Consider the following 25784-nt stretch of genomic DNA (forward strand, 5'->3'; position numbering starts at 1 on the left):
TCATTGCTCGCCGAGTTCAGCTTCGCTATCGGAGCCTTCTAGTTGCAGGCACACATATTCTAAACTTCCGGGCCACGGCGTTGCCGCCCCCCGAAGTTCACGCGCCCTCGGGGCGGTGAAACACTAAATGGAATGGTTGCTCTTAGTCGTTGGGCTATTGCTGATCTTGGGCACCGGATTCTTTGTCGCCGTCGAGTTTTCCCTCGTCGCGCTGGATCAGTCAAGTGTCCAAGAAGCCGTTGACGCGGGGGACACCAAGGCCACAGCCCTGCTGCAGTGCCTCAAGTCTCTCTCCACCCAGCTCTCCTCCTGCCAACTGGGAATCACCATCACCACGCTGCTGACCGGTTACGTCATGGAGCCATCGGTCGGCAAACTATTGCGCGGCCCACTGGAATCCATGGGGTTTGCCGAATCCGCGGCCCCCATCAGCCTGATCACCGCCATGGTGCTGGCCACCCTGCTGTCGATGGTCATCGGCGAGCTGGTCCCCAAGAACCTGGCCATTGCCAAGGCGTATGAGATTGGCCGTGCCGTAGCTGGACCCCAGCTGGTCTTCACCGCCGTCTTCAAGCCAGCGATCGTGGTGCTCAACGGTTTCTCCAACAAGATCCTGCACCTTTTTGGGCTGGAAGTTAAAGAAGAAATCTCCGGCGCACGCTCACCAGCAGAGTTAGTCTCCCTGGTACGTCGCAGTGCCGAAATGGGAACCCTGGACAAGGATGCTGCACTCTTTGTTGACCGCACCGTGCGATTCTCCGAGCGTTCGGCGGCCGACGTGATGACTCCGCGCATCCAGATGGAGACCATCGAACATACTGCCCATGTGCAGGAGGTCATCGAGCTAGCCAAAGAAACCGGCTATTCGCGCTTCCCGGTGACAGATGGTTCCTCCGATGAAATCAAGGGTGTCTGCCACGTCAAGACGATCATTGCCATCCCGCGCGATAAGCGCGCTGGCAAGGAGGTCGGCGAGAACAAGACTCCGGTGATTTTTGTGCCCGAAACCGTTCACCTGGACACCCTGCTGGTGCAATTGCGCAGCGCCAACCTGCAAATGGCCATCGTGCTCGACGAATATGGCGGAACCGCCGGAATGGTCACCTTGGAAGACCTGATTGAGGAAATCGTCGGCGAGGTCGCCGATGAGCACGATACCGCCACCGAAGAGGTCCAGCAGCTGCCCGACGGCTCCTGGAAGATTCCGGGCATGTCCCGCCCCGATCAGCTCAACGATCTCATCGGTGAGGTGGAGATCCCTGACGATGCCGCCTACGAAACTCTGGGTGGATTTGTCATGGCTGAACTCGGTCGAATTCCCTTCCTGAAGGACGTCGTGGAGATCCCCGGTGGCACCTTCACCGTCACCGCCCTGGATAAGCGCCGCGTGGCAGAACTGCACTTTGTGCCGCGCCCGCCCAGCAACCCGAGGGCAGCCTCGGCGTCCAGCCCGGATGAAGCATCGGAGAATCAGCGATGAACGACTTCGCCGGCCTGTTATGGCTGATTGTCCTGCTGCTGGGCAACGCGTTTTTTGTTGCCGCCGAATTTGCCGTCATGTCCGCCCGGCGTTCACAGATCGAGCCATTGGCAGATGCCGGAAACAAGGCGGCCATCCGTGCGCTCAAGGCCATGGAATCGGTATCGATCATGTTGGCCGTGTGCCAGCTGGGCATCACCGTCTGTTCGCTGTTGATCCTCAACGTCGCCGAACCGGCCATTCACCACCTCTTTGTGGTGCCGTTGGAGTTCCTCGGCGTCTCGGAGGTACTGGCCGGGAGTATCGCCTTTATCCTGGCGCTGCTCATCGTGACCTTCCTGCACGTGACCTTCGGTGAAATGGTGCCGAAGAATATCTCGGTGTCGATGGCTGATAAGGCGGTCTTGCTGCTGGCCGGACCGCTGCTGGTGCTCTCCGTGATTCTGCACCCCATCGTGGTCTCACTGAACTGGGTGGCCAACCGATTCCTGCATCTGCTCAAGGTTGAGCCGAAGGACGAGGTTAACTCGGCCTTTACCGCCGCCGAGGTGCAGTCCATCATCGCGTCCTCGGCCCGATACGGCACGTTGGAGGCCGAAGACGCGGTGATGCTCCGCAAGGCGCTGGAATTCTCGGACCTGACGGCCGCCGGGACCATGGTCACTCGCGATCGGATGGTCACGCTGCGCCGTGGCACCACGGTGCAGGAGTTTGAACGCACGGTGGGACGCACCGGTTTCTCGCGCATCATCATCACCGACGGCGGCGAGTTTGTTGGCTACTGGCACATGAAGGACGTCATGGCCCTGCCGGATAGTTCCTATCACCACCCGGTGTCCAACATTGAACTGCGCCCCATGGGTGTGGTGGATAAGGACGCGGAGATTGAAGATGCCATGGAGCAGATGCGTGCCGATGGCAAGCATCTGGCTCGGGTGGTGGATGAATTCGGATCCACGCTCGGTGTGCTGTTCCTGGAGGACGTGCTGGAACAACTAGTCGGCGAGATTGATGACCAGAACCAGAAGCGTGGCATCCGTAGGGAAAACCGCAGCGCCCAATAATGCGAATGACTCGCAATTGGGATAGTATGGTGGTTCTGTAAATCTCGAAAGGCCACACACTCACCGCATGAACAAGCCCATCCGCGCCATCACGCTTGCCATATCCCTGTTGTTGCTTCCGGGCTGCGCCGCCACGGTGCAGCCCGAACAGGATCGTGAATCCGCGAACGACGGCGAAATCACCGTGGTGGCTTCCACCTCGGTGTACGCAGATGTGGCTCGTGCGGTGGGTGGCAACGCCGTGAGTGTCAGTGCCCTGGTTGATCGGACCTCGCAGGATCCGCACTCCTATGAAGCCACCGCGCGCGACAAGCTCGCGGTGGCCAAGGCCGATGTTGTCATCGCAAATGGTGGGGGATATGACCCCTTCATTGACGCGCTCTCCGAGGTGCCGCAGAACGAATCTGGCGCGGTAATCCACGCGATTGACTTCCAGAACGAGACAGATTCCGTGGCCGGAGCTCCGGTTTCACGCGGTGCGGCCACAAAAGATCATGTACACGCCGAGGGCAACGAACACGTCTGGTATGACGTGCGCATAGTTGGTTCCTTGGCACGAGGCTTGGCCGCGGAATATTCCAAACTGCGCCCCGAGCGGGCGGCAGAGTTCAGCGCGGCGGCGGCAGATTTTGACCAGAAGATCCAGGTACTGCTCCTGAAGATCAACTCACTGTCCGATGGCGGAACGGGGCGCGAATTCGCGATGACCGAACCGCTGCCGTTCTATCTGCTCACCGAGGCAGGCCTGAAGGACGGAACACCTCAGGGGGTCAGTGCGGCGATGGAAGCCGGGGATGATCTTTCCCCCTTGCTGCTTAATAAACTTACCGAATCACTGACGGCCAAGCGTTATGCGCTGTTGGCAGTGAACACCCAGACCTCCGGCGCGCAAACCGATCAGGTCGCAGCCGTGGCGCGTGCGGCCGGTGTGCCGGTACTGGAACTAACCGAAACCCTGCCCGAGGGGCAAGACTATATTTCGTGGATGGAATCAAACGTGCAGCAACTAGAGGTGTCCCTTGCCGGTAAATAATGCCACCGCGGTCACTGCGCCCGCACCGGTCGTGCGCTTGCGTAACGCATCGCTGAGCTTTGGCGCCCGCCCACTTTGGGACGGACTGGACCTGGATATCGCCCCCGGCGAGTTCTTGGCGGTACTCGGTCCCAACGGATCTGGCAAAACCACTATGCTGCGCACCCTGATGGGGTTGCAAGAACTCTCCGGCGGGAGCGTTGAGGTATGCGGCAAGCCCGCGGCCCGCGGTTCACGTCAGGTGGGCACCATTCCGCAGCAGCGCCCCTTTGACGACAACACTCCGCTGCGGGCCCGTGACCTGGTAGCGCTGGGCATCGACGGACACAAGTGGGGGATTCGGCTCAAACGTAAGGCCATGCGCGAGCGTGTGGATGAGCTCCTAGAACTCGTGGGGGCCAGCGCCTACGCCGACCGCCCCGTCGGAGTGCTCTCCGGCGGTGAACAGCAGCGCTTGCGCGCGGCTCAAGCATTGGCCGATGATCCCCGGCTCTTGCTCTGCGACGAACCACTGCTTTCCTTGGATCTGCACCACCAGCAGGCCATCTCCGGGCTCATTCACCGCCAGGCCTGCGACCATGGCGCCGCGGTGGTCTTCGTGACCCATGAGATCAACCCGATTCTGCAATATGTTGATCGGGTACTCTACCTCGCCGGTGGACGCTTCCACATCGGCACTCCGGAGGAGGTCATGCGCTCCGAGGTGCTCTCCGAGCTCTACGGATCACCGATCGAGGTTTTCGAATCCAACGGCCGCATTGTGGTGGTCGGTATGCCCGAAACCGTCAATCACGCCCACCCGCACCAAGGAGTCTAGGAACCACATGGATATTTCCGAGATCTGGAGCACCGTCTTCAGCTTCCAGGACTATGCCGAGATCCTGCCTTTGGTCAGCAACTCGCTGATCGCCGGTGCCTTGCTGGGCCTGGTCGGTGGCATGATCGGCATCTTTGTCATGCTGCGCGATATGGCCTTCGCCGTCCATGGCATTGCCGAACTCTCCTTCGCCGGTGCTGCCTTCGCGCTTTTGATCGGCACCAACGTTGTGCTGGGCTCGCTGGTTGGATCGGTGCTGGCCTCACTGGTCTTGGGATTGATGGGGGCTGCAGCGAAAGACCGCAACTCCATCATTGGTGTCCTGATGCCCTTCGGCCTCGGCCTGGGAATCTTGTTCCTGGCGCTGTACGAGGGACGTAGCGCCAACAAGTTCGGTCTGCTCACGGGTCAAATCGTTGCCGTCGATACCGTGCAGCTGGGTTTGCTGGCGGTGTGCTCGGTGGTCGTTGTGGTGGCCCTGATTGCGATGTGGCGCCCGTTGACCTTCGCCAGCGTTGACCCGGCGGTGGCAGCGGCCCGTGGCATCCCCGCTGGCAGGCTGTCGGTGGCGTTCATGGTGGTCCTGGGCCTCTCCGTCGCCCTGTCCATCCAAGTTGTCGGTTCCCTGTTGGTGCTGGCACTGCTGATCACTCCGGCCGCAGCAGCCATCCGGGTGACTTCCAACCCGGTGCTGACGGTGAGCCTGTCGGTGGCCTTCGCCATGACTTCCGTGGTGGGCGGCATCCTGTTGGCCCTCGCGGGATCCCTGCCGATCAGCCCCTACGTCACCACCATTTCCTTCCTGATTTATCTGGTGTGCCGGCTCATCGCCTGGCGCAAGGACAAGGTGCGGCATTCGGAAAAAATGGCGGTAGTAGCCGCCTAGTCGCCCTCAGCCCAACCAACAGTTGGAGCAATGGCGTGTGTTGGCCCCTTATTCGAGGGGGCGAACACACGCCATTTTGGTGCCAGCGTCAATACGCCGTTTGCGGGAGGCGACCAGCGGAGTTCAGCGCGACTTTGACCACGCCATATCGGCCCTCATAGTGGCCTACACATCGGCTTTCACCGCGGTTCCCCAGGATGATTGACTCGCCGTGAGCATCGGTCCAGTCTTGTCGTGGGATCTCAATCCCGATCCAAGTGCCACATCAGCTAAAGAGGCGATCGTCGTGGACACCAGAGACAAACTGCCAGCCATCACCCTGCAACCCGAGGCAGGGGAGCGCCGTTGGTTCTACGGAGGTGGCGTGCATCTCTGGAAGCCCACCGAGGCCCAAACTGCCGGAGCTTTTTTACTCTTCGAGGATCAGCTCGAGAAAGGCAAAGACACGCCCCTGCACACGCACCCGGCGTCCGACGAGACCATGATCGTACTCAGCGGTGAGATCGTGATGCATTTAGATGGGTACGAGTCACGGATTGGTGCCGGTGGGATGGTGATGGCGCCACGAGGTATGGCCCACGCGTTTAAGGTGACGCAGGACGCCACCAGGGTGTTGTGCCTGCATACGCCGGGGGTCTGTCAGGCGTTCTATTGGGACGCCAGCGTGAAGCTTGAAGCAGGGGCCCCGGGTGTCGGCCCGGTGGACTTTGGCCGCGTTGTGGCGTCGGCACAACGCAATGGGGGCATCAATATTGTGGGCCCATCGCCATTTGCTAGCACCGACGCTTAAGATTTCGCCGGGGGATGGAGACCGGGACGGGTCAAGGCACCGGTGCTCGGTGTTTCTGTTTAGACGTCGGCGGTCTTGGTGGCCTGAGCGGCCGTACACGCCGGGCAGATTCCGTAGATCTCCACGGTGTGAGTGGGTGCGGTGTAGCCGTTTTCCTCCGCGACGCGGGCGGCCCATTTCTCCACCGCGGGGGCCTCAACTTCTACCGCCTTGCCACAATTGCGGCAGACCAGGTGATGGTGGTGATGCTCGATGAGACACTGACGATACATCGCCTCGCCCTCGTCATTACGCAACACATCGACCATGCCGTCCTCCGCCATGGAGAGCAGCAGGCGATACACGGTGGCCAGGGAAACCTTGTCACCCTCGTCAACAAGCCAGCGGTGAAGTTCCTGCGCCGTGACAAAATCATCAACCTGCTCCAGCGCGGCATTTACTGCCAAGCGCTGCTTGGTTACGCGCTGTTCGGAACTGCGCCGTTCGGTAGCAGGATTTGTCATGTGTTGCGGCACTCCTAGTAGATCGGTACAACACCCGTACTCGTGGCGAATCGACCGCCATTGGTTCGGGACTCGGGGGCAGACACCGGGCATCTTGAGTTTACCAGCGGTGCACCAAACCGGGCGATGCTGGTGTCCGGGGCCCCACAGTGTTTAGGGTGGGAGACATGGAGATCACCAAATTTAACCACGCCTGCATCAAGGTTCAATCGCAGCACCGCACGTTGGTGATCGACCCGGGCAATTTTTCCCCGAGTCATCAGGCCCTGCAAGGAGCCGAAGCCGTCCTGATCACCCACGAGCATGCCGATCATTGTGATCTGGACGCGGTGCTGGCTGCTATGGCCGCTAACCCCGAGTTGCCGGTGTTTGCGCCATCGGCGCTGGCGCCCACCATCGTGGCGGCGGCACGGGCGGCCGGGGTGTCAGAGGCGGCAGCTCGGATCCATGCGGTGGTGCCGGGCATGAATTTCACTGCCGCGGGAATGGAAATTTCTACCCACGGAGGGCTCCACGCGGTGATCCACCACTCGATGCCCGCGGTGAGCAACGTCGGATACTTCATCAACAAGAACCTGTTCCACCCCGGAGATAGCTACCAGGTGCCCGAGGGTATCTCCATTAGCACCCTGCTGATCCCCGCTCACGCACCTTGGGCGAAGATCGGTGAAACCATCGAATTTCTGTCCATCGTGGGGGCACCGGTGAACATCCCCATTCACGACGGACTGCTCAACGATCGTGGACTAGCCCTAGTGGATCGCCTGCTGGGTGCGAAAGCTAGTGCGCAGTCGCTGAACTATCACCGGATTCTCAACGGCGAAGCACAATCCGTGGACGATTGAGCGGGCGCTATTCCCAGCGTCCGGTGCCCAGCAGGCGCTGGATCCGTCCGTCATATTCGGCAGGGTCCAGCCCCGCGGAGGCCAGCCAAGCATCGTTGTAATAGGTGGTGGCGTAGCGATCGCCGCTGTCACACAAAAGCGTCACCACCGAACCACGTTCACCCTTGGCCAGCATGGAGGCGATGATCTGCCAGGCCAGCCAGAGGTTGGTGCCGGTGGAAGGCCCCGAGCGCAGTGCCGCAAAATCACTCAAATGCCGCATGGCAGCCACGGAGGCGGCATCCGGAACGGTGGCCATAAAGTCGATGATGCCCGGGACAAAACTCGGTTCGGGCCGCGCCCTCCCAATGCCCTCAATCCGGCTGGCAGTTCCCGTGGCTGTTTGCGGGTTGCCCCCGGAATTATGCGCCTCCCACGCGGGAAGGAACGCCGAACCCTGCGGGTCAGCAACCGCCAGACGCGTTGGATGGCGATGGTAGCGTGCATAACGCCCGATGGTGGCAGAGGTTCCGCCGGTGCCGGCACCCACCACGATCCACGAGGGGATGGGGTGTTCCTCGGCGGCCAGCTGCCCGAAGATCGACTCGGCGATGTTGTTGTTACCCCGCCAGTCCGTCGCCCGCTCGGCATAGGTGAATTGGTCCATGTAGTGCCCGCCGGTGGCAGCGGCCAACCGTTCGGATTCGGCATACACACTGGAAGGATCCTCCACTAGATGGCAGGTGCCTCCGGTGGCCTCGATCAGGGAGATTTTCTCCGGGGAGGTGCCGGCGGACATGACGGCGATAAACGGCAGGCCGAGCAATTGGGCGTAGTACGCCTCGGACACCGCGGTGGATCCGGAGGATGCCTCCACAATCGTCGTCCCCTCGGTGATCCACCCATTCACCAGACCATAGAGGAACAAGGAGCGGGCCAAACGGTGTTTCAGGCTGCCGGTCCGGTGCGTGGATTCGTCCTTGAGGTACAGATCGATGCCCCACGCAGCCGGCAGTGAAAGCTTGTGCAGGTGGGTGTCGGCCGAGCGCATGGCTTCGGCCTCGATGGTGCGTACCGCCGCGTCAACCCATGATCGGGAGGCGGAAGGCTCGGGCAATAAAATCAAGGGTGTTGTATCCACCCGAGTAAGCCTACCGAGCCGGACGCCGGGCCGTGGGACCCCGCGAGTCTGCGGGGGAACTAGGCTGGAAGAAGGGCGGGCAGCGGGCCAGCGAAATAGACACGGGAGCAGCCGAGCATGGAACGAATTCACCAAACATTGATCTCAGCGGACGAATTGTCGACGCTGCTGAAAACCGATGCCGATGTGGTGCTGCTAGATGTGCGCTGGAAGCTGGGTCAAAACGTTGGCAGTGGACACAGCGACTACTTGGCCGGCCACCTACCCACAGCGGTCTTTGTTGATCTGGAAGCCGATCTTGCCGCGCCGGCTCACCCGGCCGCGGGCCGCCACCCGCTGCCCTTGCCGGGGGACCTGGCCGCCTCCGCGCGCCGCTGGGGAATCAACACCCATTCCATCGTGGTGCTCTACGACGCCACCGGTGCTCTGGCCGCGGCTCGCGGCTGGTGGCTATTGCGCCATGCGGGACTCAGCCAGGTGCGGGTGCTGAATGGCGGTCTGGGTGCCTGGAGCTCCGCGGGATTGCCTCTGGAAACCGGTGAGGTGACCCCCGGGGCGGGAAATGTCGCGTTGGGTTGGGGCAACATGCCAGTCATCGAGCTGGAGGACGTTTTGAGCTACCCCGAGCACTCAATCCTGGTGGACTCCCGGGCCGCCGAGCGCTACCGTGGCGAGCAGGAACCGGTTGACCCGCGTGCCGGGCACATCCCGGGCGCCGTGAACAGGGCCACCACCGAGAACCTCGATGCGAACCAGCACTTTGTCGATGCGGATATATTGCGTCGTCAGTTGGCGGAGCTGGGCATCAGAGCTGGTGCGGCGGCGCCGAAGGTTGCCGCCTATTGCGGATCAGGGGTGACCGCCGCGCACCAGATTCTTGCGCTGGAATCCATCGGCGTGCAGGCAGCTCTCTACCCGGGCTCGTGGTCACAATATTGTGCTGATGCCGCACGCCCGGCAGCCACGGGTCCGCTGCCCTAAGCCACCGGCGGTTCCATCACGTTCTGCCGGCATCATCCACATGCTCGGTGCACCGGGTGATTGATAGGCTCATGGTTAGAGGTGCACGGAACCTCGTCTTCGGTGTGGTCGTCAGGCTTCCGCCGTGCCGCAACACCTATGTTTCTCGATTTCGCCGTATTGGGCGAGAACCCCCAAGGAGGGTGCATGAGCACGCTGTTTACCAAGATCATCAATGGCGAGATTCCCGGGCGCTTTATCTGGAAGGATGATCGTGCGGTGGCGTTCTTGTCCATCGGCCCGATCACCAACGGCCATACCCTGGTGGTGCCGCGTGAAGAGATTAATGAGTGGACCGACGCACCGGCGGACTTACTCGATCACCTGATGCTGGTGGCCGGACACATCGGCCGCGCCCAGAAGGCTGCCTTCGGCTCCGAGCGGGCCGGGCTGATGATCGCAGGATTTGAGGTGCCGCACCTGCACGTGCATGTGTGGCCCACCAATTCGCTGGCCGATTTCGATTTGGCACGTGCCGAGATCGACCCGGATCCGGCCAGCCTCGACAATAACGCGCAGCAGCTGCGCGCCGCCCTGCGCCTCGATGGCCACGGAGATTTTATTCCGGACGCCTAGGCGACAGCGCTCGGCCAGTGATGCTCGGCGCAGTACCGAACATCAAGATGCCCACCTCGAGCGATTCGTCCAGAATCATTCGAGATGGGCATCTGTCGGTTGAGAACAGGTGATGAAGCCACGCCGCCTTAGGACGCGGCGGCCAGCCCCTCACGCATGGCAACGCGGATCCGTTTGGCCGACACCGAGTACGCGGTCCCCAGTTCCTGAGCGAAGAGCGAGACACGGTATTCCTCCAGCATCCACTTCACCGCAGCCAAGGGCGCCGGGGTGCGAGTGCCGGGCACCAGCTGAGACAGGGCGGCATCGTAGTCATCCTCGAGGGATTGGATGTCGGTTATGGCCACGTTGTCACGATTCGCCGCGCCGCCGGCCAACTTTTCCAGCCGCTTTTCGATGGCGGAGATGTACCGGGGCAACTGCGCCAGCTGTGCATATCCGGTGTTGGCCACAAAGCCGGGGTAGACCAGCTGCCCGAGCTGCGACTTCACGTCGTTCAGGGCATTAATCAGCGCCATCGAGGAGACCGACTTGATCTCCTTGTTGATCCGCCGGGCACCGGAGAGCACCTTCTCGACGATGGCCGTGACGCTAAAGACGGTGTCGATGAGTTCGGCACGGACCTGCTCGTACAAGGCCTCAAACTCCACCTGGGTGAAGGGCAGGGTCTCGGGGACCAACTTGTCCACCGCCGCCATGGTGCAGTCGCGAATCAATTCGTCCACGCTGCCATGCGGGTTCTGGGTAAAGACCAGCTTTTCCAGATTGTTCAGGTGATCAAGGACGTAGCGCGCGGGGGAGGGCACCTTCAGCAGCAGCAAACGGATCACGCCGGTGCGGTGGGCAGCCAGCTGCTCCACCGGATTGCGGAAGACGGTCAGGCGTACCGAGGTTTTGTCATCGAGCAACGCCGGGTAGGCGGTGACCTGTTGACCGGCGACCTGGGTGACCACCTTGGGGGTGATGACCCCGTTGTTGCCCACCGACGCGTCCCAGTCGCTCAAACCGGTGCGCTCCCACAGCGTGGTGGCCACCGCCGAGCCCGCGGATCCACGCCGGGCACCGGAGGTAGAAGCGGGCATGGAGGCACCCTTAGGCGCCTTGGAGCCGGCAGCACCCTTGGCGCCCCGCGCCCCGTTGGCAGTCCCCGGCGCACCGGGGAGCGCGGCACCGGGCTTGATGCCCAGGGACCTGGCCAGAGCGGAGCGGTTGGCCGCGGCCAGGGACTGCTGCAACACGGCGAGTTCCTGAGACTCATCAAGCACCTTCGACTCGGCATCAAGGATGGTGAAGGTGAAACGCAGGTGCGCCGGCAGGGCATCCCAATTCCAGGAACCGGGTTCGATAACCACACCCTTGAGCCGGCGGAGCACTAGCTCCAGCGAGGCCGCCAGATCGTCGGTCTCCGGATTAAAGTCCGCTTCAAGCGCGGCCACGGCGGTGCGAGCCACATCGGGAGCGGGCACAAAGTTTTTCCGGATCACCTTGGGCAGTGACTTGATCAGCGCGGTGACCAGCTCCACGCGCAGCCCCGGGATGAGCCAACGGAAACGCACGGGATCCAGCTGGTTCAAGAAGAGCACCGGCACCCGTACCGAGACGCCATCGGATTCTCCGGCGCGGGCGGCGGGGTTGTATTCGTAGACCAAGTCAAGATCTAGCGTGCCGTGACGCCAGGTACGTGGGTAGGCTGCCTCATCAAGTTCCGTGGCGTCCGCCTGGAGCATGTCCTCCGGGTTGAAGTCCAGCAGCGTGGGATCGTCATGCCGAGCTGCCTTCCACCAGCGGTCAAAGTGCCGCTCGGAGAGGACATCGGCGCCCAGGCGCGCATCGTAGAACTCGAAGAGGTCATCGTCGCTGACCCGCAGATCGCGCCGGCGCATGCGGGTCTCGAGTTCCTCAATGTCTTCGAGCACCCGGCGGTTGCGGGCAAAGAACTTGTGGTGCGTCTTCCAATCACCCTCCACCAGCGCGTTGCGGATAAACAGTTCACGGCAGAGCTCGGGGTCAACCCGCGAGTACTGGATACGGCGCCGCGGGACGATCGGCAGCCCGAAGAGCGTGACCTTCTCGTATCCCATGACCGCACCGGCATTGCGTGACCAATGGGGTTCGGAGTAGTTGCGCTTGAGCAGATCTCCGGCAATCTCCTCCACCCATTTGGGATCCAGCCGTGCCACGGTGCGTGCCCAGAGCCGGGATGTCTCCACCAGCTCGGCGGCCATGACCCACTCGGTGGACTTTTTGAACAGTGCGGAACCGGGGAAGACGGAGAAGCGGGTACCGCGGGCCCCCACATATTCGCGCTTGCGCTCATCCCAGGAGCCCACGTGCCCCAATAGTCCGGCCAGCAGGGAAATGTGGATGGCGTCCTCGTTGGTCGCCGGGTCCACGGGCTCTGGGGAGATGGTGATGCCCAGCGGTTTGGCCAGCTGGCGCAGCTGGGTGAACAGGTCCTGCCATTCACGCACGCGTAGATAATTGATGTATTCGTTTTTGCATAGTCGCCGGAAAGCGGAGGAGGAGAGTTCCTTCTGCTGCTCCTGCAGGTAGCGCCAGAGATTCAGCAGTGAGGAGAAGTCCGACTTCGCATCCACAAAACGCTTGTGCATTTCTGCCGCGCGTTCGCGCTTGCCCGTTTCCTCACTGGGGCGCTCACGCGGGTCCTGAATGGAGAGGGCAGCGGCGAGCACCATGACTTCCTTGGCGCAGCCGCGGTTGCTTGACTCAACAATCATGCGACCCAGACGAACATCAACCGGCAACTGGGCCAGCTGCGAACCGATTTTGGTGATGGATGCATCGGTTCCGGTGTTCAGGGCACCAAGTTCGCGCAGCAGCGCGATGCCATCATTGACGGACTTGGCATCGGGGGGTTGGACAAAGGGGAAGTCGGCGACGTCGCGTGCGGTGCGCACCACGCCCATCGAACTCATCTGCAAGATCACCGCGGCAAGATTGGTGCGCAGGATCTCCGGGTCGGTGAACTCCGGGCGGGAGGTGAAGTCCTCCTCGGAGTACAGACGGATGGCGATGCCGTCGGATACGCGGCCACAACGCCCCGAACGCTGGTTGGCGCTGGCCTGGGAGACGCGCTCAATGGGCAGACGCTGCACCTTGGTGCGGTGCGAATAGCGTGAGATGCGGGCGGTGCCGGTGTCGATGACGTACTTGATGCCCGGCACCGTCAGCGAGGTTTCCGCGACGTTGGTAGCCAACACGATCCGTCGGTTCTTGCCCGGATTAAAGACCTGGTGCTGCTCGGCCAGGGAAAGCCGCGCAAAAAGCGGCAGAATCTCGGTGCCGGCCAAACGTCGGTTGGTCTGTACCCGGGCACGTAAGACCTCGGCGGCATCGCGGATCTCGCGCTCGCCGGGGAAGAAGATCAGGATGTCACCCGGCGCCTCGGTGGCCAGTTCATCTACGGCCTCGGCGATCGCATCAAGCGGGTCCCGATCCTCCACCGCCGAGTCCGGATCAAGTTCGTCCTCGTCCATACCATCGGCGGGGTTCAGCGGGCGGTAGCGCACTTCCACGGGGAAGGTACGTCCGGAGACCTCGATGATCGGTGCCGGGATCGGCTCTTCACCCTGTGGCCCTTCGGCGGCGAAGTGTTGTGCAAAGCGCTGCGGGTCGATGGTGGCGGAGGTGATGACAATTTTCAGATCCGGGCGCTTGGGCAGGATGCGGCGCAGGTAGCCCAGCAGGAAGTCGATGTTCAGGCTGCGTTCGTGGGCCTCATCGATGATGATCGCGTTGTACTTCTTGAGCAGCTTGTCGCGCTGGATCTCGGCCAGCAGGATGCCATCGGTCATCACCTTGACCTGGGTGGCGCGGGAGACTTCGCCGGTGAAACGCACGTGGAAGCCCACCTCGGCGCCGATGGTGGTGCCGAGTTCTTCGGCGATGCGCTCGGCGACGGTACGTGCTGCCAGCCGGCGGGGCTGGGTGTGCCCGATCATGCCGCGTTCGCCCATGCCCAACTCGAGGAGCATCTTGGGCAGCTGCGTGGTCTTTCCGGAACCGGTTTCACCGGCGACGATGACCACCTGGTTGTCCTTGATGGCGGACATGATGTCATCGCGTCGCGCGGATACGGGAAGGGCTTCGGGATAGGAAATCGTCAGGGCCATGATGACCCAAGTCTATGTCAGCCCCGGTCCACTGCCGGGCAGTCGTGGGGCAGCAGCGGTGGTGTTCCTGCGAGAGCGTGGCAACAGTGTCCCGAACACCACGTGGGTGGTCTTGCTTTGGCGGGAGCGGGTGTCAAAAAAACGTGTTGTCCACGGTAGCGTCTGAATCTGCCGTCGTCGGGATATCAATTGTCTGGTTTTGTCCCGTCACGGATCAAAGTTGTACGCACATCTGCTGGTACCCTGACGGTTTGTCTTGCAATTCGGGGAAGATGGAAGAAATGTGAGTAGCTTCACATGTAGTATCAAAGCAATTCATGAGGAGAACTTCCCGCCGTTTGGCGATGGACGTACAAATCCTGAAAATGCCCGGAATTGGTCACCACCGAAGATCAGGCATGACACTCGCACGTCGTGAAAGGAACACTATGAAACTCTTCAAGTCCGTACAGCTCGCAGCCGGGGTTGCAGCCACAGCTCTTCTGCTTTCCGCCTGCGGCGGATCGGGTGCCGAATCCCCTGCTTCATCCGGGGCGGCAAATGACGGTCCGGTCAAGATTGGCATCAATCAGTATGTGACACACCCGTCGCTGGATGCCGTTGCCAAGGGCTTCAAGAAGGGTATGGCCGATGCTGGCTACACCGGCGACAAGATCTCCTACGACGAGCAGAACCCGCAGGGCGAAGCGGCAACCAACACCTCGATCGTGGGCAAGTTCGCCAGCGACAAGGACATTGACCTCGTGTTGGCCATTGCCACCCCGGCGGCGCAGGCAGCTGCCCAGACCATCACCGAGATCCCGGTACTCTTCTCCGCCGTCACCGATCCGGTAGATGCCAAGCTTGTCGCCAGTGCCGAGGCACCGGGTGCCAACGTCACCGGGACCTCGGATAAGAACCCGGTCAAGGAACAGTTGGAGCTGTTGACCAAGATCAAGCCGGACGCCAAGACCGTGGGCATCGTCTACTCTTCGGGTGAAGCCAACTCCGCCATCCAGGTCAAGTGGGCCAAGGAAGCCGCAGCCGAGCTGGGCCTGACCATCGAGGACAAGGCCATCTCGGCTTCCTCCGAGGTTCAGCAGGCGGCATCAAGCCTGAACGTGGACGCCTTCTACGTCCCGACCGACAACGCCGTCGTCTCGGCACTCGAGGGTTTGATCCAGGTTTCGCAGGACAAGAAGATCCCGGTGATTTCCGCCGACGGATCGTCCGTCAAGCGCGGCGCCACGGCAACCTACGGGCTGAACTACGAGAAGCTCGGCGAGCAGACCGCAGCCATGGCCGTGAAGATCCTCAAGGGTGAAGCAACGCCCGCAACCATGCCGGTTGAGACCATCACTGAGGCCGAGCTTTACCTGAACACCGCGGCAGCAGAAAAGATCGGCATGACATTCCCGGCCGACCTGCTCTCCGAAGCAGTCGAAACCTACAAGTAAACAGCGGGTCTTTTCCGCTCTTCGTTGGCCGGTCGGGCTAGCCCGACCGGCCAACATCATTAACCCACACCTCACAACGCAAGGATCCACCCATGATCACCGCGGTTGAACTCGGCCTGATCTACGCAATCATGGCCCTCGGGGTCTATTTGACCTTCCGCATTCTCGACTTCCCCGACCTGACGGTCGACGGAAGCTTCACCTCTGGCGCTGCCACCGCATCGATCCTGATCGTTAACGGCACTAACCCGCTCATCGCCACGCTGCTGGCCTTTGTTGTCGGCGCCGTGGCCGGGATTATCACCGGCCTGCTCCATACCAAGGGCAAGATTGACGGTCTGCTGGCCGGAATCCTGACCATGATCGCCCTGTATTCGATCAATCTGCGCATCATGGGCAAGGCCAATGTCTCGCTCCTGGGTGAAGACACCCTGATCTCGCCGCTACGTGAAAACAAGCTGCTGGGCACCCCAACCTCTGTTGCCATCTTGTTCCTTGGCTGCCTCGTGGTGGTGGGCTTGATCGTCTGGTTCCTGCGCACCGACGTTGGGCTGGCCATGCGCGCCACCGGCGACAACGAGGAAATGATTCGATCCTTCGGCGTGAGCACCGATAACCAGAAGATTCTGGGTCTGGCACTGTCCAACGGTCTGGTGGCCTTCGCCGGCGCACTGATCGCCCAGTTCCAAGGCTTCGCCGACATCGGCATGGGAATCGGCGTGATCCTCATCGGACTGGCCTCGGTCATCGTGGGTCAGGCGATCTTCGGACAGCGATTCATCTGGATTGCCGCCCTCGCCGTGGTCCTGGGCTCGGTCATCTATCGACTGGTCATCCAGCTGGCCCTGAACGCCGGTTTGGAAGTGAACGACATGAAGCTGATCTCCGCAGTGCTGGTGGTCATCGCCCTGATCCTGCCCCAGTGGAAGGGCTTCTCGAAGTTCGCGAACCGGATTCGCATTCGTGGCAAGGCCACCACCAACCAGGAAATCAAGGAGGTGGGCATCGATGCTTGAGATCACTAACCTCAGCAAGACGTTCTTCCCCGGAACAGTTAATGAGCGCAAGGCCCTGCGCGATATCAACCTGAGACTGAACGACGGTGAATTTGTTACGGTCATCGGTTCCAACGGTGCCGGTAAATCCACGGTGTTGAACATGGTCGGCGGCAAGATGCGGCCCGACGCCGGTAGCGTGCGCATCGCCGGGAAAGATGTCACCAAGCTGGCGGATCACGCCCGCGCCAAATATATTGGCCGGGTCTTCCAGGATCCGATGGCAGGCACGGCGCCAAGTATGTCCATCGAGGAAAACATGTCGCTGGCTCTGGGTCGCGGCACCTTCCGCGGTTTGGCATCTGGGGTCACCAAGAACAAGCGTGAGCAGTTCGTTGAGGAACTCAAGTCCCTCGAACTTGGACTCGAAAACCGGCTCAAGGCCAAGGTAGGGCTGCTCTCCGGTGGTCAACGCCAGGCGCTGAGTTTGTTGATGGCCACGTTCTCCGGGCCCAAGATTCTGTTGCTTGATGAGCACACCGCTGCCCTTGATCCGCAGCGCGCGGCCCTGGTGGCCCGCTTGACTGAAGAGATCGTTCAACGTCATCAGCTGACCACGCTGATGGTCACACACAATATGGAACAGGCGCTGCGCCTGGGTAGCCGCCTGATCATGATGCACGATGGCCAGATCATTCTGGACTTGGACTCCGAGCAGAAGGCCAAGATGACGGTTCCCGACCTCCTGCACGAGTTCGAGAAGATCAAGGGCGCTCAGCTCGATGATCGGACCATGCTGCAGTAGTCTCCGAGTGATGTGTCCACGCACGTTGGGGGCATCGACGAAATAACACCCTTGAGAAGCCGCGCTTCTCGCACCCCAGTTCCCCCTTTGAATGGGGGAGGCGAGGTGTGAGGCGCGGCTTTTTGGTGCCCGGCTGCTGCTCGGTTACAGCTTGGCGCCCGCTTTGCGAACGCGTGACTACTGCAGGGCGGAGGTCAGCCGCGCCAGATTATCCAGCACGGTGGAGCGTAGGGGTTGCTCCATCCATTGCTCGAGGGTCAGCGGTCGGCTGAGTTCACGGTAGTGATCCTCGACCTCACGCATCTGCGCCACGAAGCCCGCATCACGCACCAGCATGGAGACCTCCATGTTCAATCCAAAGGAGCGCATGTCCATATTGCTCGAGCCGATTAGCGCCGTCTCGTCGTCGATGGTGAAGTGCTTGGCGTGCAAAATGTACGGCGCCGGGTAGAGGTAGATGTTCACTCCGGCGCGCAACAATTCCTCGTAGTAGGAACGCTGAGCGTGATAAACCAGCGCCTGATCACCGATCTCCGAGACAAAGAGATCCACCGGGATCCCGCGGGCCACCGCGGAGGTGATGGCGTACATCAGTGACTCATCGGGCACAAAATAGGGGGAGGTAATCACGATGCGTTTTTGTGCCGCGTGGATCAGGCCCAGGAAAAGCCGCAGGTTGTTCTCGCGCTCAAAACCTGGACCCGAGGGGACCACCTGGATGAGCATGGTCCCGGCCTCGGTGTTGTGGTCGATGAGCGCTTTGCTGATCCGGCCCAGATGCTCCCCGCTGGCCACCAGCTCGTCCCGACGCACACCGGCGCTGATGACCTCACCGGTTTCGGAATACCAATCGGAGATGAACACCGCATCGAGGGTTGCCACCGCCGGGCCGCGCAACTCCACCACCAGTTCCTGCCACTTCAGCCCGCGCTTGATGTTCTTGGGGACGTTGTAGTCGCGCGAAATCATGTTCAGTGATCCCATGTAGCCCACGGTGCCGTCAATGATCAGGATCTTGCGGTGGTTCCGCAGATCGGGTCGCTGGAACTTTCCTTCCAACGGTTTCAGTGGCAGCATCAAGGTCCAGCTCGCGCCCATGGTATCGAGGCGTGCCTTGGTGGCCGCGTAGTACTTTTTACCGCGTGATGCCCAGTGATCAAGCATGACGTTGACGATCACACCACGGGCGATGGCGCGCTCCAAGGACTCGAAGAAGCCGTTGGTGGTCGCATCCGAGCTCAGAATGTAGAACTGCACGTGAACGTAGTCGGTGGCGTTGTCCACCGCGGCTGACATCGCCTTGATGGTTTGCTCGTAGTCGCCGAGCAGCTGGCCCGAATTCCCTGCCAGCAGGGGCAGTCCGCCGTAGGTGGCGTTCATCTTCACCAGCGAGTTGAACCATGCGGGATTCTTCTCGTGGGTTTCCTCGTGGCGTTCCTCGGCCGTCACCTCGCGCATAAAGGCGTTGATCTCGCTTTGTACCTTGCGCCGTTTGCGCGGCAGCTTGGGGGAGCCGATGAGCAGGAAGGCGATGACCCCGAAATAGGGAATCAGGAAGATCGCCAGTAGCCACGCCATGCCCGAGGTGGGACGGCGGTTGCGCGGGACGATGATCACCGCCAGCACGCGGATGGTGAGATCGATGAGCAGAAGGGCGGTCGCCCACCACGAAGCACCTGAAAACATGTTGACTACTTTCCCCGCGTACGATCAAACATCCTCACGTTACGCTACGGATGGCGCTGATAAGCCTAAACCACAGGGATGGCGGAGTCGTGGTGGGCCCAGAGCTGGCTCCGCGCTGGCCACACTGACCGCTGGGTGCCAGTGTGAGGGCCGCGAAAGCGTGTCAGTCGATGCCGATCCATGTCCAGTGCCACGGTTCCTCGGCCACGGTCTGGCTAAAGCCAGAATCCTGCGCCCGTGCAAACATCCAGGTCAGGGCGGCGCCGTTGAGCGTCAGATCAACGCTGATCGCCATACCGTGTTCACTGGTACCTACCGCAGCCGCCGTACCACCTTCGCCCAGCAAGCCCAGGTCGCTGACCAGTTCCTCTTGTTCGGCCAACGTCCGATACGCCGAATTGATCTTGACGTCGTGCCCCGCGGCCCGCAGTCCGGCGGCCAGCGCCGCGAATCCGGTGGCGGCATCGGGTGTCAGATACCGCTCCGGTGCCACCTGGACCAACTCTGAGGTGGGGATCCTGCCATTTCCATATTTTTCCCCCAGAGCCAGCACCTGCGCAGAAGTGCTCCCCGCCGTTTTCCCGGCGATCGTGTCAAAGCCGGCGGTAGTCATCTCGCCAGTGGTTGGCTTCAACGCGTAACCCAGACCAAGGAGTGAGACCACAAAGACCAACACACCGGTGAGCACGATGCACAGGCGCAATGCTTTGTTCCGTGCTGAGCGTCCAACTTGTGAGGGAAATTTCATCATGACATCAAGTCTTTGCCATTTTTGAGCCGCGCACATCAAGCCGCGGTCTCAAGGTGTGAAGCCAAGATCTGTACCGTGGGCCCAGAGGTGCGGTACCTAAGGGTGACTCACGAGGTGGGTGGGGCCGACTACCGTAGGAGTATGCACAATTGCGTCTTGTTAACCACGTCGAGGACGGCCCCGGCCATGGCTGGGCCTAGCGTCGAAGTGGGTCGGGTCTGGTCCTGATGAGCAAAACGATGCCTGGTCGCGAGGTGACGCCGTACCCCATGCCCCGACGTCGGCGCTGGGGATGGCCCGCAGATGTCAGTCTGGCACTGGTGTACCTGATGGTGGCGGCACTCTGCCACGAGTACCTTTTTCACATGTCCTATGGTGGCTCCGGCTTTGGGGAGTACACCTACTACATTCTTGCTGCGACGCTGGCCATCGGATGTGCGCGGGCACTTCCTACGCTGGCCGTGATTCTCGTGTGGGGCGGCACCGCGGCCCAGATGCTGGCCGGGGTGGACATCAACTTCGCCCAGATCGGCATGCTCTATGTGGTCGGAATGGTGGCACTGAATGGTTCCCGGGTGTGGGTCCTGCTGACCGGACTTTCGATCGCCTTAGGATCGGTGCTGGGCACGTATTACATCGTTGCTGTCGATTCGTGGATTTCGAATCCACTGTTCCGGGCCATGGAATCCAACGGATGGCCATCAAATAAGCAGGTGCTTGCCGTCTTCGCCGTCGTGATCTCGGTCATGACGCTGCCATGGCTCTTGGGTCTGCTCTTTCGGCTCTTCACCGGACGACAAAGCGCCGAACGCAGCACGGTCAAGGCCAAGGCCGAAGCCGAGGGTGCCTTGGAGCTGGCTCGATTGCGGGCAGAAAACGCTGCGCTAGCCAGAGACGTGCACGACGTGGTGGGTCATTCGCTGGCAGTGATCATCGCCCAAGCCGATTCCATCCGATTTATTCCGGATGCCGATGTTGCACGTATCCGCGAAACCACCGGCACCATCGCCGATGCTGCACGTCGTTCCTTGGGCGAGGTGCGCCAGGTACTCAACCAAACAGCCGAATCTCAACCATTGGGCGGCTCACCAATGCCATCGGAGGCCCTGCAAACTGCACAGCTGGGATTGGTGCCGCCGAGCTTTTCGGACATCTCGGGGATCCTGCATGGCGTTCGGACCACCGGATACGTCGTCACCGAGGAGATGCTTGGGCAGAGCCTTCCGCTTCCCGCGCACATCCTTCCCGTGATCAGGCGCGTCATCCAAGAAATGCTGGCCAACGCGTTGCACCACGGTACCGAAAACACGGATATTGGTGTTCGCCACTATTGGGGAGCGAGCAGCTATACCCTGAGCGTGACCAACGACTTCTGCAGCAATTTCGCCGAAACACGTGTGGGTACCGGAATCAGTGGCATGCGTGAGCGTTTGGCGTCGGTTGGCGGAACACTAAGTATTGATACCGACGACGGTGCTGGAGGAGTACCTGGTACCTTCACCATCGCCGCAACTTTTCCGCTGAATAAAGAATGGGTATGACGTTGAACGAGAATATGATCCGCGTGGTGTTGGTCGATGACCAACAACTTTTTCGTTCCGGACTTGCCATCATCTTGGGCGCACAGCTTGATATGGAAGTGGTGGGCCAGGCGGCCGATGGCACCGAGGCGCTCCAGACCGTGGCCGCTACGCGTCCCGACGTGGTGCTGATGGATGTGCAAATGACGCCCATGGATGGTGTCGAAGCGACGCGGCGAATCTTTGAAACGGATTCGGCAAAGTTGGGCCGGGCTCCGAAGGTCATCATGCTCACCACCTTCGACTGGGACAAGCACGCGGCCACCGCAGTGCGTCACGGGGCCAGTGGATTTATTCTCAAGGACAGCACTCCGGAGTTTGTCTGCGCGTCCATTCGCGCCGTGCATGCGGGAAGCTCCGTCATCGCCCCACAAAATCTTGCAGCCCTGCTGGAATCTGAGCCGGAACCGGCACGCGAAGTACCCGAGAATTTCGCCGCACTCACCGATCGCGAAACCGAAGTGTTTGCGGCCGTGGCACTCGGCCTAACAAATCAAGAGATCTCGGGCCGGTTGTTCCTGAGCGAATCAACCGTCAAAACTCATATTGGTGCCATCCTGCGCAAGCTTGAGCTGAGGGATCGGGTGCAGATCGTGGTGTATTCCTACGAGAACGGGATTGGCAGATAGTCCTGTTCACATCGGCACTGGGGGAAGTGTAGTGCGGATCACCTAGCGCCGATGCGGCCTCTTGGGCCCAATGGCTGTATTGTTCATGGAAGCCAATGCCCCTTTTCTCAAAGGAGCGGCGGTTAGGCCCCCGTGGAGATTCGCCGTCACCACGGGGGCTGTCTTATTTTTCCGGTACCCCTGGTCTGATGATTTCACTCGAATCGGGACGCTCCGATGGTGTGTGTGCGGTTGCGCTAGTTGGCATTAAAATGCGCCAGCCAATGTCCGTGAAACCTCGCCCGCCAAGAGGCACTAATAGAATTCCAGGTTCCCCTGCCGCAACAGGGTCTGCCAGCTCAACAGGGTCGCACCGGTCTGCTCTCAGCTACAGGTCTTTGGTGATCTTCATCGACTGCGAGTCGAACTCGACACCTTGTTCCCGCAGCAAGTCCACCACGTCTTCCGGATAACTGGTGCAGGCCACGTTGTGCGCGGAAGCTCCGGGCAGCCGCTCATCGGCATAGTCCGAGGCACTGTCAGAAATTCCGATGGTGCCAACGGCCGATTTCCAGCCACCCATACCGGCAATTTGTCGCGGAACGTGGACATTTGCCGCCCCGTTGACCAGATTCCACGCGCCAGGATGAGCCCTTGAATCCAGAAGTATTCCGCCACCCGGCGCACGCTCCACCTTGCTAGGTAGCGGTAACACTCCCATCAATTGGGCTGCTTGGTACTCATTCATGAAATATGGGGGAGTGCCGAAGTAGTACCAGGACGCAGCACAGATCCCATACAGGCGAGGGCCAAATTGCGCGTAGTTCAGGTAAAGCTCCATGATCCGTTGATCCGAAAGCGTCAGGCTGTACTGCGTGGCCAACACGGCCTCCAGACCCTTACGGAAGCCACTTTGGCCGGGCCAGAGAAAGATGTTTTTGACCAGCTGCTGTGGGATCGTGGACCCGCTGGGGTCTTCACCACCATCTATGTGCGCAACCGCACGGGCCCTGAACTCGGTGAAGCTGAACGCCCCCATGCGGGATCCGAGGTCTTCATCTTCATGCGCGATGGTGGCAGCGATCATGTATCGGCTGATGTGATCGAGGGAGACAAACTGATAAGCGATGGGCCCGCTCTGGTTCTGCAGCATGAACGAGGTACGGGTCGGTGTGAACCAGATGAAGGAGACGGCCACAAGCTCGGTGATCACCAACATAGCGATCAGCGTCTTGAACGTAGTGGCAACAAGTCTGGCAACGGGGTGTCTACGCCGCGGTTCGGGCTCCGGTTCTGGAAGTAAAAGTGCCGTCCGTTCCGGGTCCCAGGGCTGCGTCTGGGTCTGGTGTATCAACAGATCGGCCACGGGCTGCGAGGCGTCGTTTTCCGATGCGCGCATGGTGACTCCCGCCGGGGGTAGAAATAATTCCCCAAGATGACGAGGATTTATATCAATTCTACCCAACCTCGATAGTTATTGTTTTCGCATAGGCCGAACGTGATCCCCAGTGGACACAGCGCGTCCAGTGATATTGAAATAAGAACAGCAATGCTGGGCGCTGGTGTTGGTTCTGGGCTGCCTTACCGCCACATTCAGCCTCCCCTTGGGAATCAACCATTCGCGGCGACGGCCCCAGTTGGGCAGCTCATCGAGATGTAGGACAAACCGGATGCCGGTCTGATGAGGGATCATGAAAAAAGCTCCTGTTATTCCAGTAAAACTGGAATAACAGGAGCTTTTCTTTTGGTGCCCTCGAAAGGATTCGAACCTTCGACCTTCCGCTCCGGAGGCGGACGCTCTATCCCCTGAGCTACGAGGGCTTGTGCCGAAAATACTGCTTCACAAAATGTTTTCGGCTGGGAACGTAGACGAGCTTAGCAGGTGTGAACAGGTGAACCGCAAATCGACTCTCCGCTGAAGCCGTCCGGCCCACCAAATGTGCCGTTGATGTGTGCGACACCGCCACGTCATATCGTCCAATGGCGCCCACAGGCACCGCTATCCTTGAAGAGTGACTCCTGAAGAACTCTCCACAGCCATTTCCGCTTGCCTCCGTGATGCCCTCGACGCCGGCCAGATTTCCGTTGAAGTACCCGAGGCAGTGCGTGTGGAGCGACCGAAGAGTCGCGAACACGGGGATTGGGCCACCAACATCGCCCTGCAGCTTGGTAAGAAGGCGGGCATGAACCCCCGCGACTTCGCCTCGATCCTCGTTGATCGACTGACGCAAGTCGAGGGGATCTCCAAGGTTGAGATCGCCGGACCCGGCTTCCTGAACATCACCCTCGAGGCCGGCGCCGCCGGTGAACTAGCCAAGACCATCGTTGAGGCTGGCGCCGCATACGGCACCAACGACACGTTGGCCGGACACATCGTCAACATGGAATTCGTCTCGGCGAACCCCACCGGCCCGCTGCACATCGGCCACACCCGCTGGGCAGCCCTCGGCGATTCGATCGCCCGTGTGCTCAAGGCCAGCGGTGCCTCTGTCACCTCCGAGTACTACATCAACGATGCCGGCAACCAGATGAACGTCTTTGCACGTTCGGTCTACAACCGCCTGCACGGTCTGCCGGTCCCGGAGGGTGGCTACCCGGGTGAATACATCAAGGAACTGGCCGACACCGTAGCCTCCGATCACCCGGACATTCGCCAGCTCACCGAGGAAGCTGCCCTGCCGATCGTGCGCCAAGCCGCGTACGTGGCTCAGATGGCAGACATCAAAGAAACACTGAACGACTTCGGCGTCGAATTCGATGTCTTCTTCTCCGAGCAGGAGCTGCATGCCGGCGGTGCCGTGGAAAATGCCGTGGAACGCCTGCGCGAACAGGGTCACATCGATGACACCGATGGTGCCGTCTGGCTGCGCACCACCGACTTCGGTGATGACAAGGACCGCGTGCTCATCCGCGCCAACGGCGAACCGACGTACTTCGCCGCAGACGCCGCGTACTACCTCTCCAAGAAGGATCGTGGCTTCCCCGAGAAGATCTACCTGCTCGGTGCCGATCACCACGGCTACGTCAACCGCCTCAAGGCCATCGCCGCCTGCGCGGGAGACGACAAGGACAAGAACATCGAGGTGCTGATCGGACAGTTGATTTCCGTCAACGGTGCCCGTCTGTCCAAGCGTGCCGGAAACATCATCGAGCTGCGCGACCTGATCAATTGGCTTGGCGCCGATGCTCTGCGTTACTCGCTGGGCCGTTACCCGGCAGATTCGCCGATGACGATCGATCCGGAACAGCTGAAGAAAAACACCAACGACAACCCGGTGTTCTACGTACAGTACGCGCACGCACGCTCCATCGCCGCGGCGCGCAACGCTGTGGAAAAGGGCGTCACGCGCACCGACTTTGATGCGACGCTGCTGACCCACGAAACCGAGAATGACCTGCTCGCAGCCTTGGGGCAGTTCCCCTCGGTGGTTGCCAAGGCAGCCACTCACCGCGAACCGCACCGCATTGCACGACACATCGAAATGCTGGCCGGTGCCTACCACTCCTGGTATGCAGCCTGCCGTGTCACTCCCGTGGGCGAGGGCGCCGTGGAACCGATCCACGGCACCCGCCTGTGGCTCAACGACGCCACCACCCAGGTCCTGGCCAACGGCCTTGACCTGTTGGGCGTATCCGCACCGGAAAAGATGTAAGGA

Annotated in this window: 21 protein-coding genes and 1 tRNA gene; 15 read left to right on the forward strand and 7 right to left on the reverse strand. The window is 60.9% G+C overall.

The genetic code is table 11. The features are described 5' to 3' along the window. The first annotated feature begins 127 nt into the window (after positions 1 to 127). The 6 genes from HED64_RS06955 (at position 128) to HED64_RS06980 (ending at position 6070) form a co-directional block, all read left to right on the forward strand. Entirely contained in the window at positions 128 to 1480 is a 1353-nt protein-coding gene (locus tag HED64_RS06955) for a hemolysin family protein (protein WP_168151336.1), read from the forward strand. Next, positions 1477 to 2544, forward strand: a complete 1068-nt coding sequence (locus HED64_RS06960; RefSeq protein ID WP_168151337.1) for a hemolysin family protein — start codon at positions 1477 to 1479, stop codon at positions 2542 to 2544. Before HED64_RS06955 ends, HED64_RS06960 begins: the two co-directional genes overlap by 4 nt. Positions 2545 to 2611: 67 nt before the next feature. Further along, positions 2612 to 3577 carry a metal ABC transporter solute-binding protein, Zn/Mn family gene (locus HED64_RS06965; protein WP_168151338.1) on the forward strand — a complete coding sequence of 322 codons (966 nt, stop codon included), beginning with the start codon at positions 2612 to 2614 and terminating at the stop codon, positions 3575 to 3577. Beyond that, the gene (locus tag HED64_RS06970) at positions 3564 to 4394 is read left to right on the forward strand and encodes a metal ABC transporter ATP-binding protein (protein ID WP_210149350.1); all 831 of its coding nucleotides are present in this window, start codon (positions 3564 to 3566) and stop codon (positions 4392 to 4394) included. The genes HED64_RS06965 and HED64_RS06970 overlap by 14 nt, the downstream gene beginning before the upstream one ends. Before the next feature lie 7 nt (positions 4395 to 4401). Then, entirely contained in the window at positions 4402 to 5280 is an 879-nt protein-coding gene (locus tag HED64_RS06975; RefSeq protein ID WP_168151339.1) for a metal ABC transporter permease, read from the forward strand. A gap of 211 nt (positions 5281 to 5491) precedes the next feature. Continuing rightward, the gene (locus tag HED64_RS06980) at positions 5492 to 6070 is read left to right on the forward strand and encodes a cupin domain-containing protein (protein ID WP_342590667.1); all 579 of its coding nucleotides are present in this window, start codon (positions 5492 to 5494) and stop codon (positions 6068 to 6070) included. Positions 6071 to 6129: 59 nt separating this feature from the next. On the opposite strand, the gene HED64_RS06985 is transcribed toward HED64_RS06980, so the two are convergent. Continuing rightward, positions 6130 to 6573, reverse strand: coding sequence for a Fur family transcriptional regulator (locus tag HED64_RS06985; protein WP_168151340.1), 444 nt, complete (start codon positions 6571 to 6573; stop codon positions 6130 to 6132). Between the two features lie 167 nt (positions 6574 to 6740). Here HED64_RS06985 and HED64_RS06990 point away from each other — a divergent pair, with 167 nt between their 5' ends. Further along, complete coding sequence (locus HED64_RS06990; RefSeq protein WP_168151341.1) at positions 6741 to 7418, forward strand: MBL fold metallo-hydrolase; 678 nt, start codon at positions 6741 to 6743, stop codon at positions 7416 to 7418. 7 nt (positions 7419 to 7425) lie between these two features. Here the strand turns inward: HED64_RS06990 and HED64_RS06995 are convergent, their stop codons facing one another. Beyond that, positions 7426 to 8448 carry a pyridoxal-phosphate dependent enzyme gene (locus tag HED64_RS06995; protein WP_168151473.1) on the reverse strand — a complete coding sequence of 341 codons (1023 nt, stop codon included), beginning with the start codon at positions 8446 to 8448 and terminating at the stop codon, positions 7426 to 7428. Between the two features lie 207 nt (positions 8449 to 8655). On the opposite strand from HED64_RS06995, the gene HED64_RS07000 reads away from it, so the two are divergent. Next, positions 8656 to 9519 carry a sulfurtransferase gene (locus HED64_RS07000; protein ID WP_210149352.1) on the forward strand — a complete coding sequence of 288 codons (864 nt, stop codon included), beginning with the start codon at positions 8656 to 8658 and terminating at the stop codon, positions 9517 to 9519. Between the two features lie 186 nt (positions 9520 to 9705). Next, a complete protein-coding gene (locus HED64_RS07005) occupies positions 9706 to 10134 on the forward strand; it encodes an HIT family protein (RefSeq protein ID WP_168151342.1) in 429 nt (142 codons plus the stop codon). Positions 10135 to 10262: 128 nt separating this feature from the next. Here HED64_RS07005 and hrpA read toward each other — a convergent pair whose 3' ends face one another. Next, positions 10263 to 14267, reverse strand: coding sequence for an ATP-dependent RNA helicase HrpA (gene hrpA, locus HED64_RS07010; protein ID WP_168151343.1), 4005 nt, complete (start codon positions 14265 to 14267; stop codon positions 10263 to 10265). A 428-nt stretch (positions 14268 to 14695) separates the two neighbouring features. Here hrpA and HED64_RS07015 point away from each other — a divergent pair, with 428 nt between their 5' ends. The 3 genes from HED64_RS07015 to HED64_RS07025 all read left to right on the forward strand — a co-directional run bounded on the left by HED64_RS07015 (position 14696) and on the right by HED64_RS07025 (position 17503). Next, positions 14696 to 15703, forward strand: a complete 1008-nt coding sequence (locus HED64_RS07015; RefSeq protein WP_168151344.1) for an ABC transporter substrate-binding protein — start codon at positions 14696 to 14698, stop codon at positions 15701 to 15703. Between the two features lie 92 nt (positions 15704 to 15795). Next, on the forward strand, positions 15796 to 16719 hold the full coding sequence (locus HED64_RS07020) for an ABC transporter permease (protein ID WP_168151345.1): 924 nt from the start codon (positions 15796 to 15798) through the stop codon (positions 16717 to 16719). Beyond that, positions 16712 to 17503: an ABC transporter ATP-binding protein gene (locus HED64_RS07025; RefSeq protein ID WP_168151346.1), complete on the forward strand. Its 792-nt coding sequence runs from the start codon at positions 16712 to 16714 to the stop codon at positions 17501 to 17503. Before HED64_RS07020 ends, HED64_RS07025 begins: the two co-directional genes overlap by 8 nt. A gap of 177 nt (positions 17504 to 17680) precedes the next feature. Here HED64_RS07025 and cls read toward each other — a convergent pair whose 3' ends face one another. Both cls and HED64_RS07035 read right to left on the reverse strand, forming a co-directional pair. Next, the gene (gene cls / locus HED64_RS07030; protein ID WP_168151347.1) at positions 17681 to 19189 is read right to left on the reverse strand and encodes a cardiolipin synthase; all 1509 of its coding nucleotides are present in this window, start codon (positions 19187 to 19189) and stop codon (positions 17681 to 17683) included. A gap of 163 nt (positions 19190 to 19352) precedes the next feature. Beyond that, positions 19353 to 19940, reverse strand: coding sequence for a M15 family metallopeptidase (locus HED64_RS07035; RefSeq protein WP_168151348.1), 588 nt, complete (start codon positions 19938 to 19940; stop codon positions 19353 to 19355). A gap of 239 nt (positions 19941 to 20179) precedes the next feature. Between HED64_RS07035 and HED64_RS07040 the strand changes: the two genes are divergently transcribed. Together HED64_RS07040 and HED64_RS07045 are read left to right on the forward strand one after the other, a co-directional pair. Beyond that, positions 20180 to 21481, forward strand: a complete 1302-nt coding sequence (locus tag HED64_RS07040) for a sensor histidine kinase (RefSeq protein ID WP_168151349.1) — start codon at positions 20180 to 20182, stop codon at positions 21479 to 21481. Beyond that, positions 21478 to 22149, forward strand: coding sequence for a response regulator (locus HED64_RS07045; RefSeq protein WP_245325791.1), 672 nt, complete (start codon positions 21478 to 21480; stop codon positions 22147 to 22149). Before HED64_RS07040 ends, HED64_RS07045 begins: the two co-directional genes overlap by 4 nt. 367 nt (positions 22150 to 22516) lie before the next feature. On the opposite strand, the gene HED64_RS07050 is transcribed toward HED64_RS07045, so the two are convergent. Next, positions 22517 to 23527, reverse strand: a complete 1011-nt coding sequence (locus tag HED64_RS07050; protein ID WP_168151350.1) for a transglycosylase domain-containing protein — start codon at positions 23525 to 23527, stop codon at positions 22517 to 22519. A gap of 346 nt (positions 23528 to 23873) precedes the next feature. Beyond that, a tRNA-Arg gene (locus HED64_RS07055) sits at positions 23874 to 23949 on the reverse strand. A 191-nt stretch (positions 23950 to 24140) separates the two neighbouring features. Here HED64_RS07055 and argS point away from each other — a divergent pair. Beyond that, on the forward strand, positions 24141 to 25781 hold the full coding sequence (gene argS, locus HED64_RS07060; protein WP_168151351.1) for an arginine--tRNA ligase: 1641 nt from the start codon (positions 24141 to 24143) through the stop codon (positions 25779 to 25781). The last annotated feature ends 3 nt before the right edge of the window (positions 25782 to 25784 follow it).

It is taken from the genome of Paeniglutamicibacter terrestris (genome assembly GCF_012271785.1).
Lineage (GTDB): Bacteria > Actinomycetota > Actinomycetes > Actinomycetales > Micrococcaceae > Paeniglutamicibacter > Paeniglutamicibacter terrestris.

What these genes read in the sequence shown, in the direction of transcription:
- HED64_RS06955 (WP_168151336.1), top strand. Translation starts at nt 128, where the DNA reads ATGGAATGGTTGCTCTTAGTCGTTGGGCTATTGCTGATCTTGGGCACC.
- HED64_RS06960 (WP_168151337.1), top strand. Translation starts at nt 1,477, where the DNA reads ATGAACGACTTCGCCGGCCTGTTATGGCTGATTGTCCTGCTGCTGGGC.
- HED64_RS06965 (WP_168151338.1), top strand. Translation starts at nt 2,612, where the DNA reads ATGAACAAGCCCATCCGCGCCATCACGCTTGCCATATCCCTGTTGTTG.
- HED64_RS06975 (WP_168151339.1), top strand. Translation starts at nt 4,402, where the DNA reads ATGGATATTTCCGAGATCTGGAGCACCGTCTTCAGCTTCCAGGACTAT.
- HED64_RS06985 (WP_168151340.1), bottom strand. Translation starts at nt 6,573, where the DNA reads ATGACAAATCCTGCTACCGAACGGCGCAGTTCCGAACAGCGCGTAACC.
- HED64_RS06990 (WP_168151341.1), top strand. Translation starts at nt 6,741, where the DNA reads ATGGAGATCACCAAATTTAACCACGCCTGCATCAAGGTTCAATCGCAG.
- HED64_RS06995 (WP_168151473.1), bottom strand. Translation starts at nt 8,448, where the DNA reads ATGCGCTCGGCCGACACCCACCTGCACAAGCTTTCACTGCCGGCTGCG.
- HED64_RS07000 (WP_210149352.1), top strand. Translation starts at nt 8,656, where the DNA reads ATGGAACGAATTCACCAAACATTGATCTCAGCGGACGAATTGTCGACG.
- HED64_RS07005 (WP_168151342.1), top strand. Translation starts at nt 9,706, where the DNA reads ATGAGCACGCTGTTTACCAAGATCATCAATGGCGAGATTCCCGGGCGC.
- hrpA (WP_168151343.1), bottom strand. Translation starts at nt 14,267, where the DNA reads ATGGCCCTGACGATTTCCTATCCCGAAGCCCTTCCCGTATCCGCGCGA.
- HED64_RS07015 (WP_168151344.1), top strand. Translation starts at nt 14,696, where the DNA reads ATGAAACTCTTCAAGTCCGTACAGCTCGCAGCCGGGGTTGCAGCCACA.
- HED64_RS07020 (WP_168151345.1), top strand. Translation starts at nt 15,796, where the DNA reads ATGATCACCGCGGTTGAACTCGGCCTGATCTACGCAATCATGGCCCTC.
- HED64_RS07025 (WP_168151346.1), top strand. Translation starts at nt 16,712, where the DNA reads ATGCTTGAGATCACTAACCTCAGCAAGACGTTCTTCCCCGGAACAGTT.
- cls (WP_168151347.1), bottom strand. Translation starts at nt 19,189, where the DNA reads ATGTTTTCAGGTGCTTCGTGGTGGGCGACCGCCCTTCTGCTCATCGAT.
- HED64_RS07035 (WP_168151348.1), bottom strand. Translation starts at nt 19,940, where the DNA reads ATGATGAAATTTCCCTCACAAGTTGGACGCTCAGCACGGAACAAAGCA.
- HED64_RS07040 (WP_168151349.1), top strand. Translation starts at nt 20,180, where the DNA reads ATGCCTGGTCGCGAGGTGACGCCGTACCCCATGCCCCGACGTCGGCGC.
- HED64_RS07045 (WP_245325791.1), top strand. Translation starts at nt 21,478, where the DNA reads ATGACGTTGAACGAGAATATGATCCGCGTGGTGTTGGTCGATGACCAA.
- HED64_RS07050 (WP_168151350.1), bottom strand. Translation starts at nt 23,527, where the DNA reads ATGCGCGCATCGGAAAACGACGCCTCGCAGCCCGTGGCCGATCTGTTG.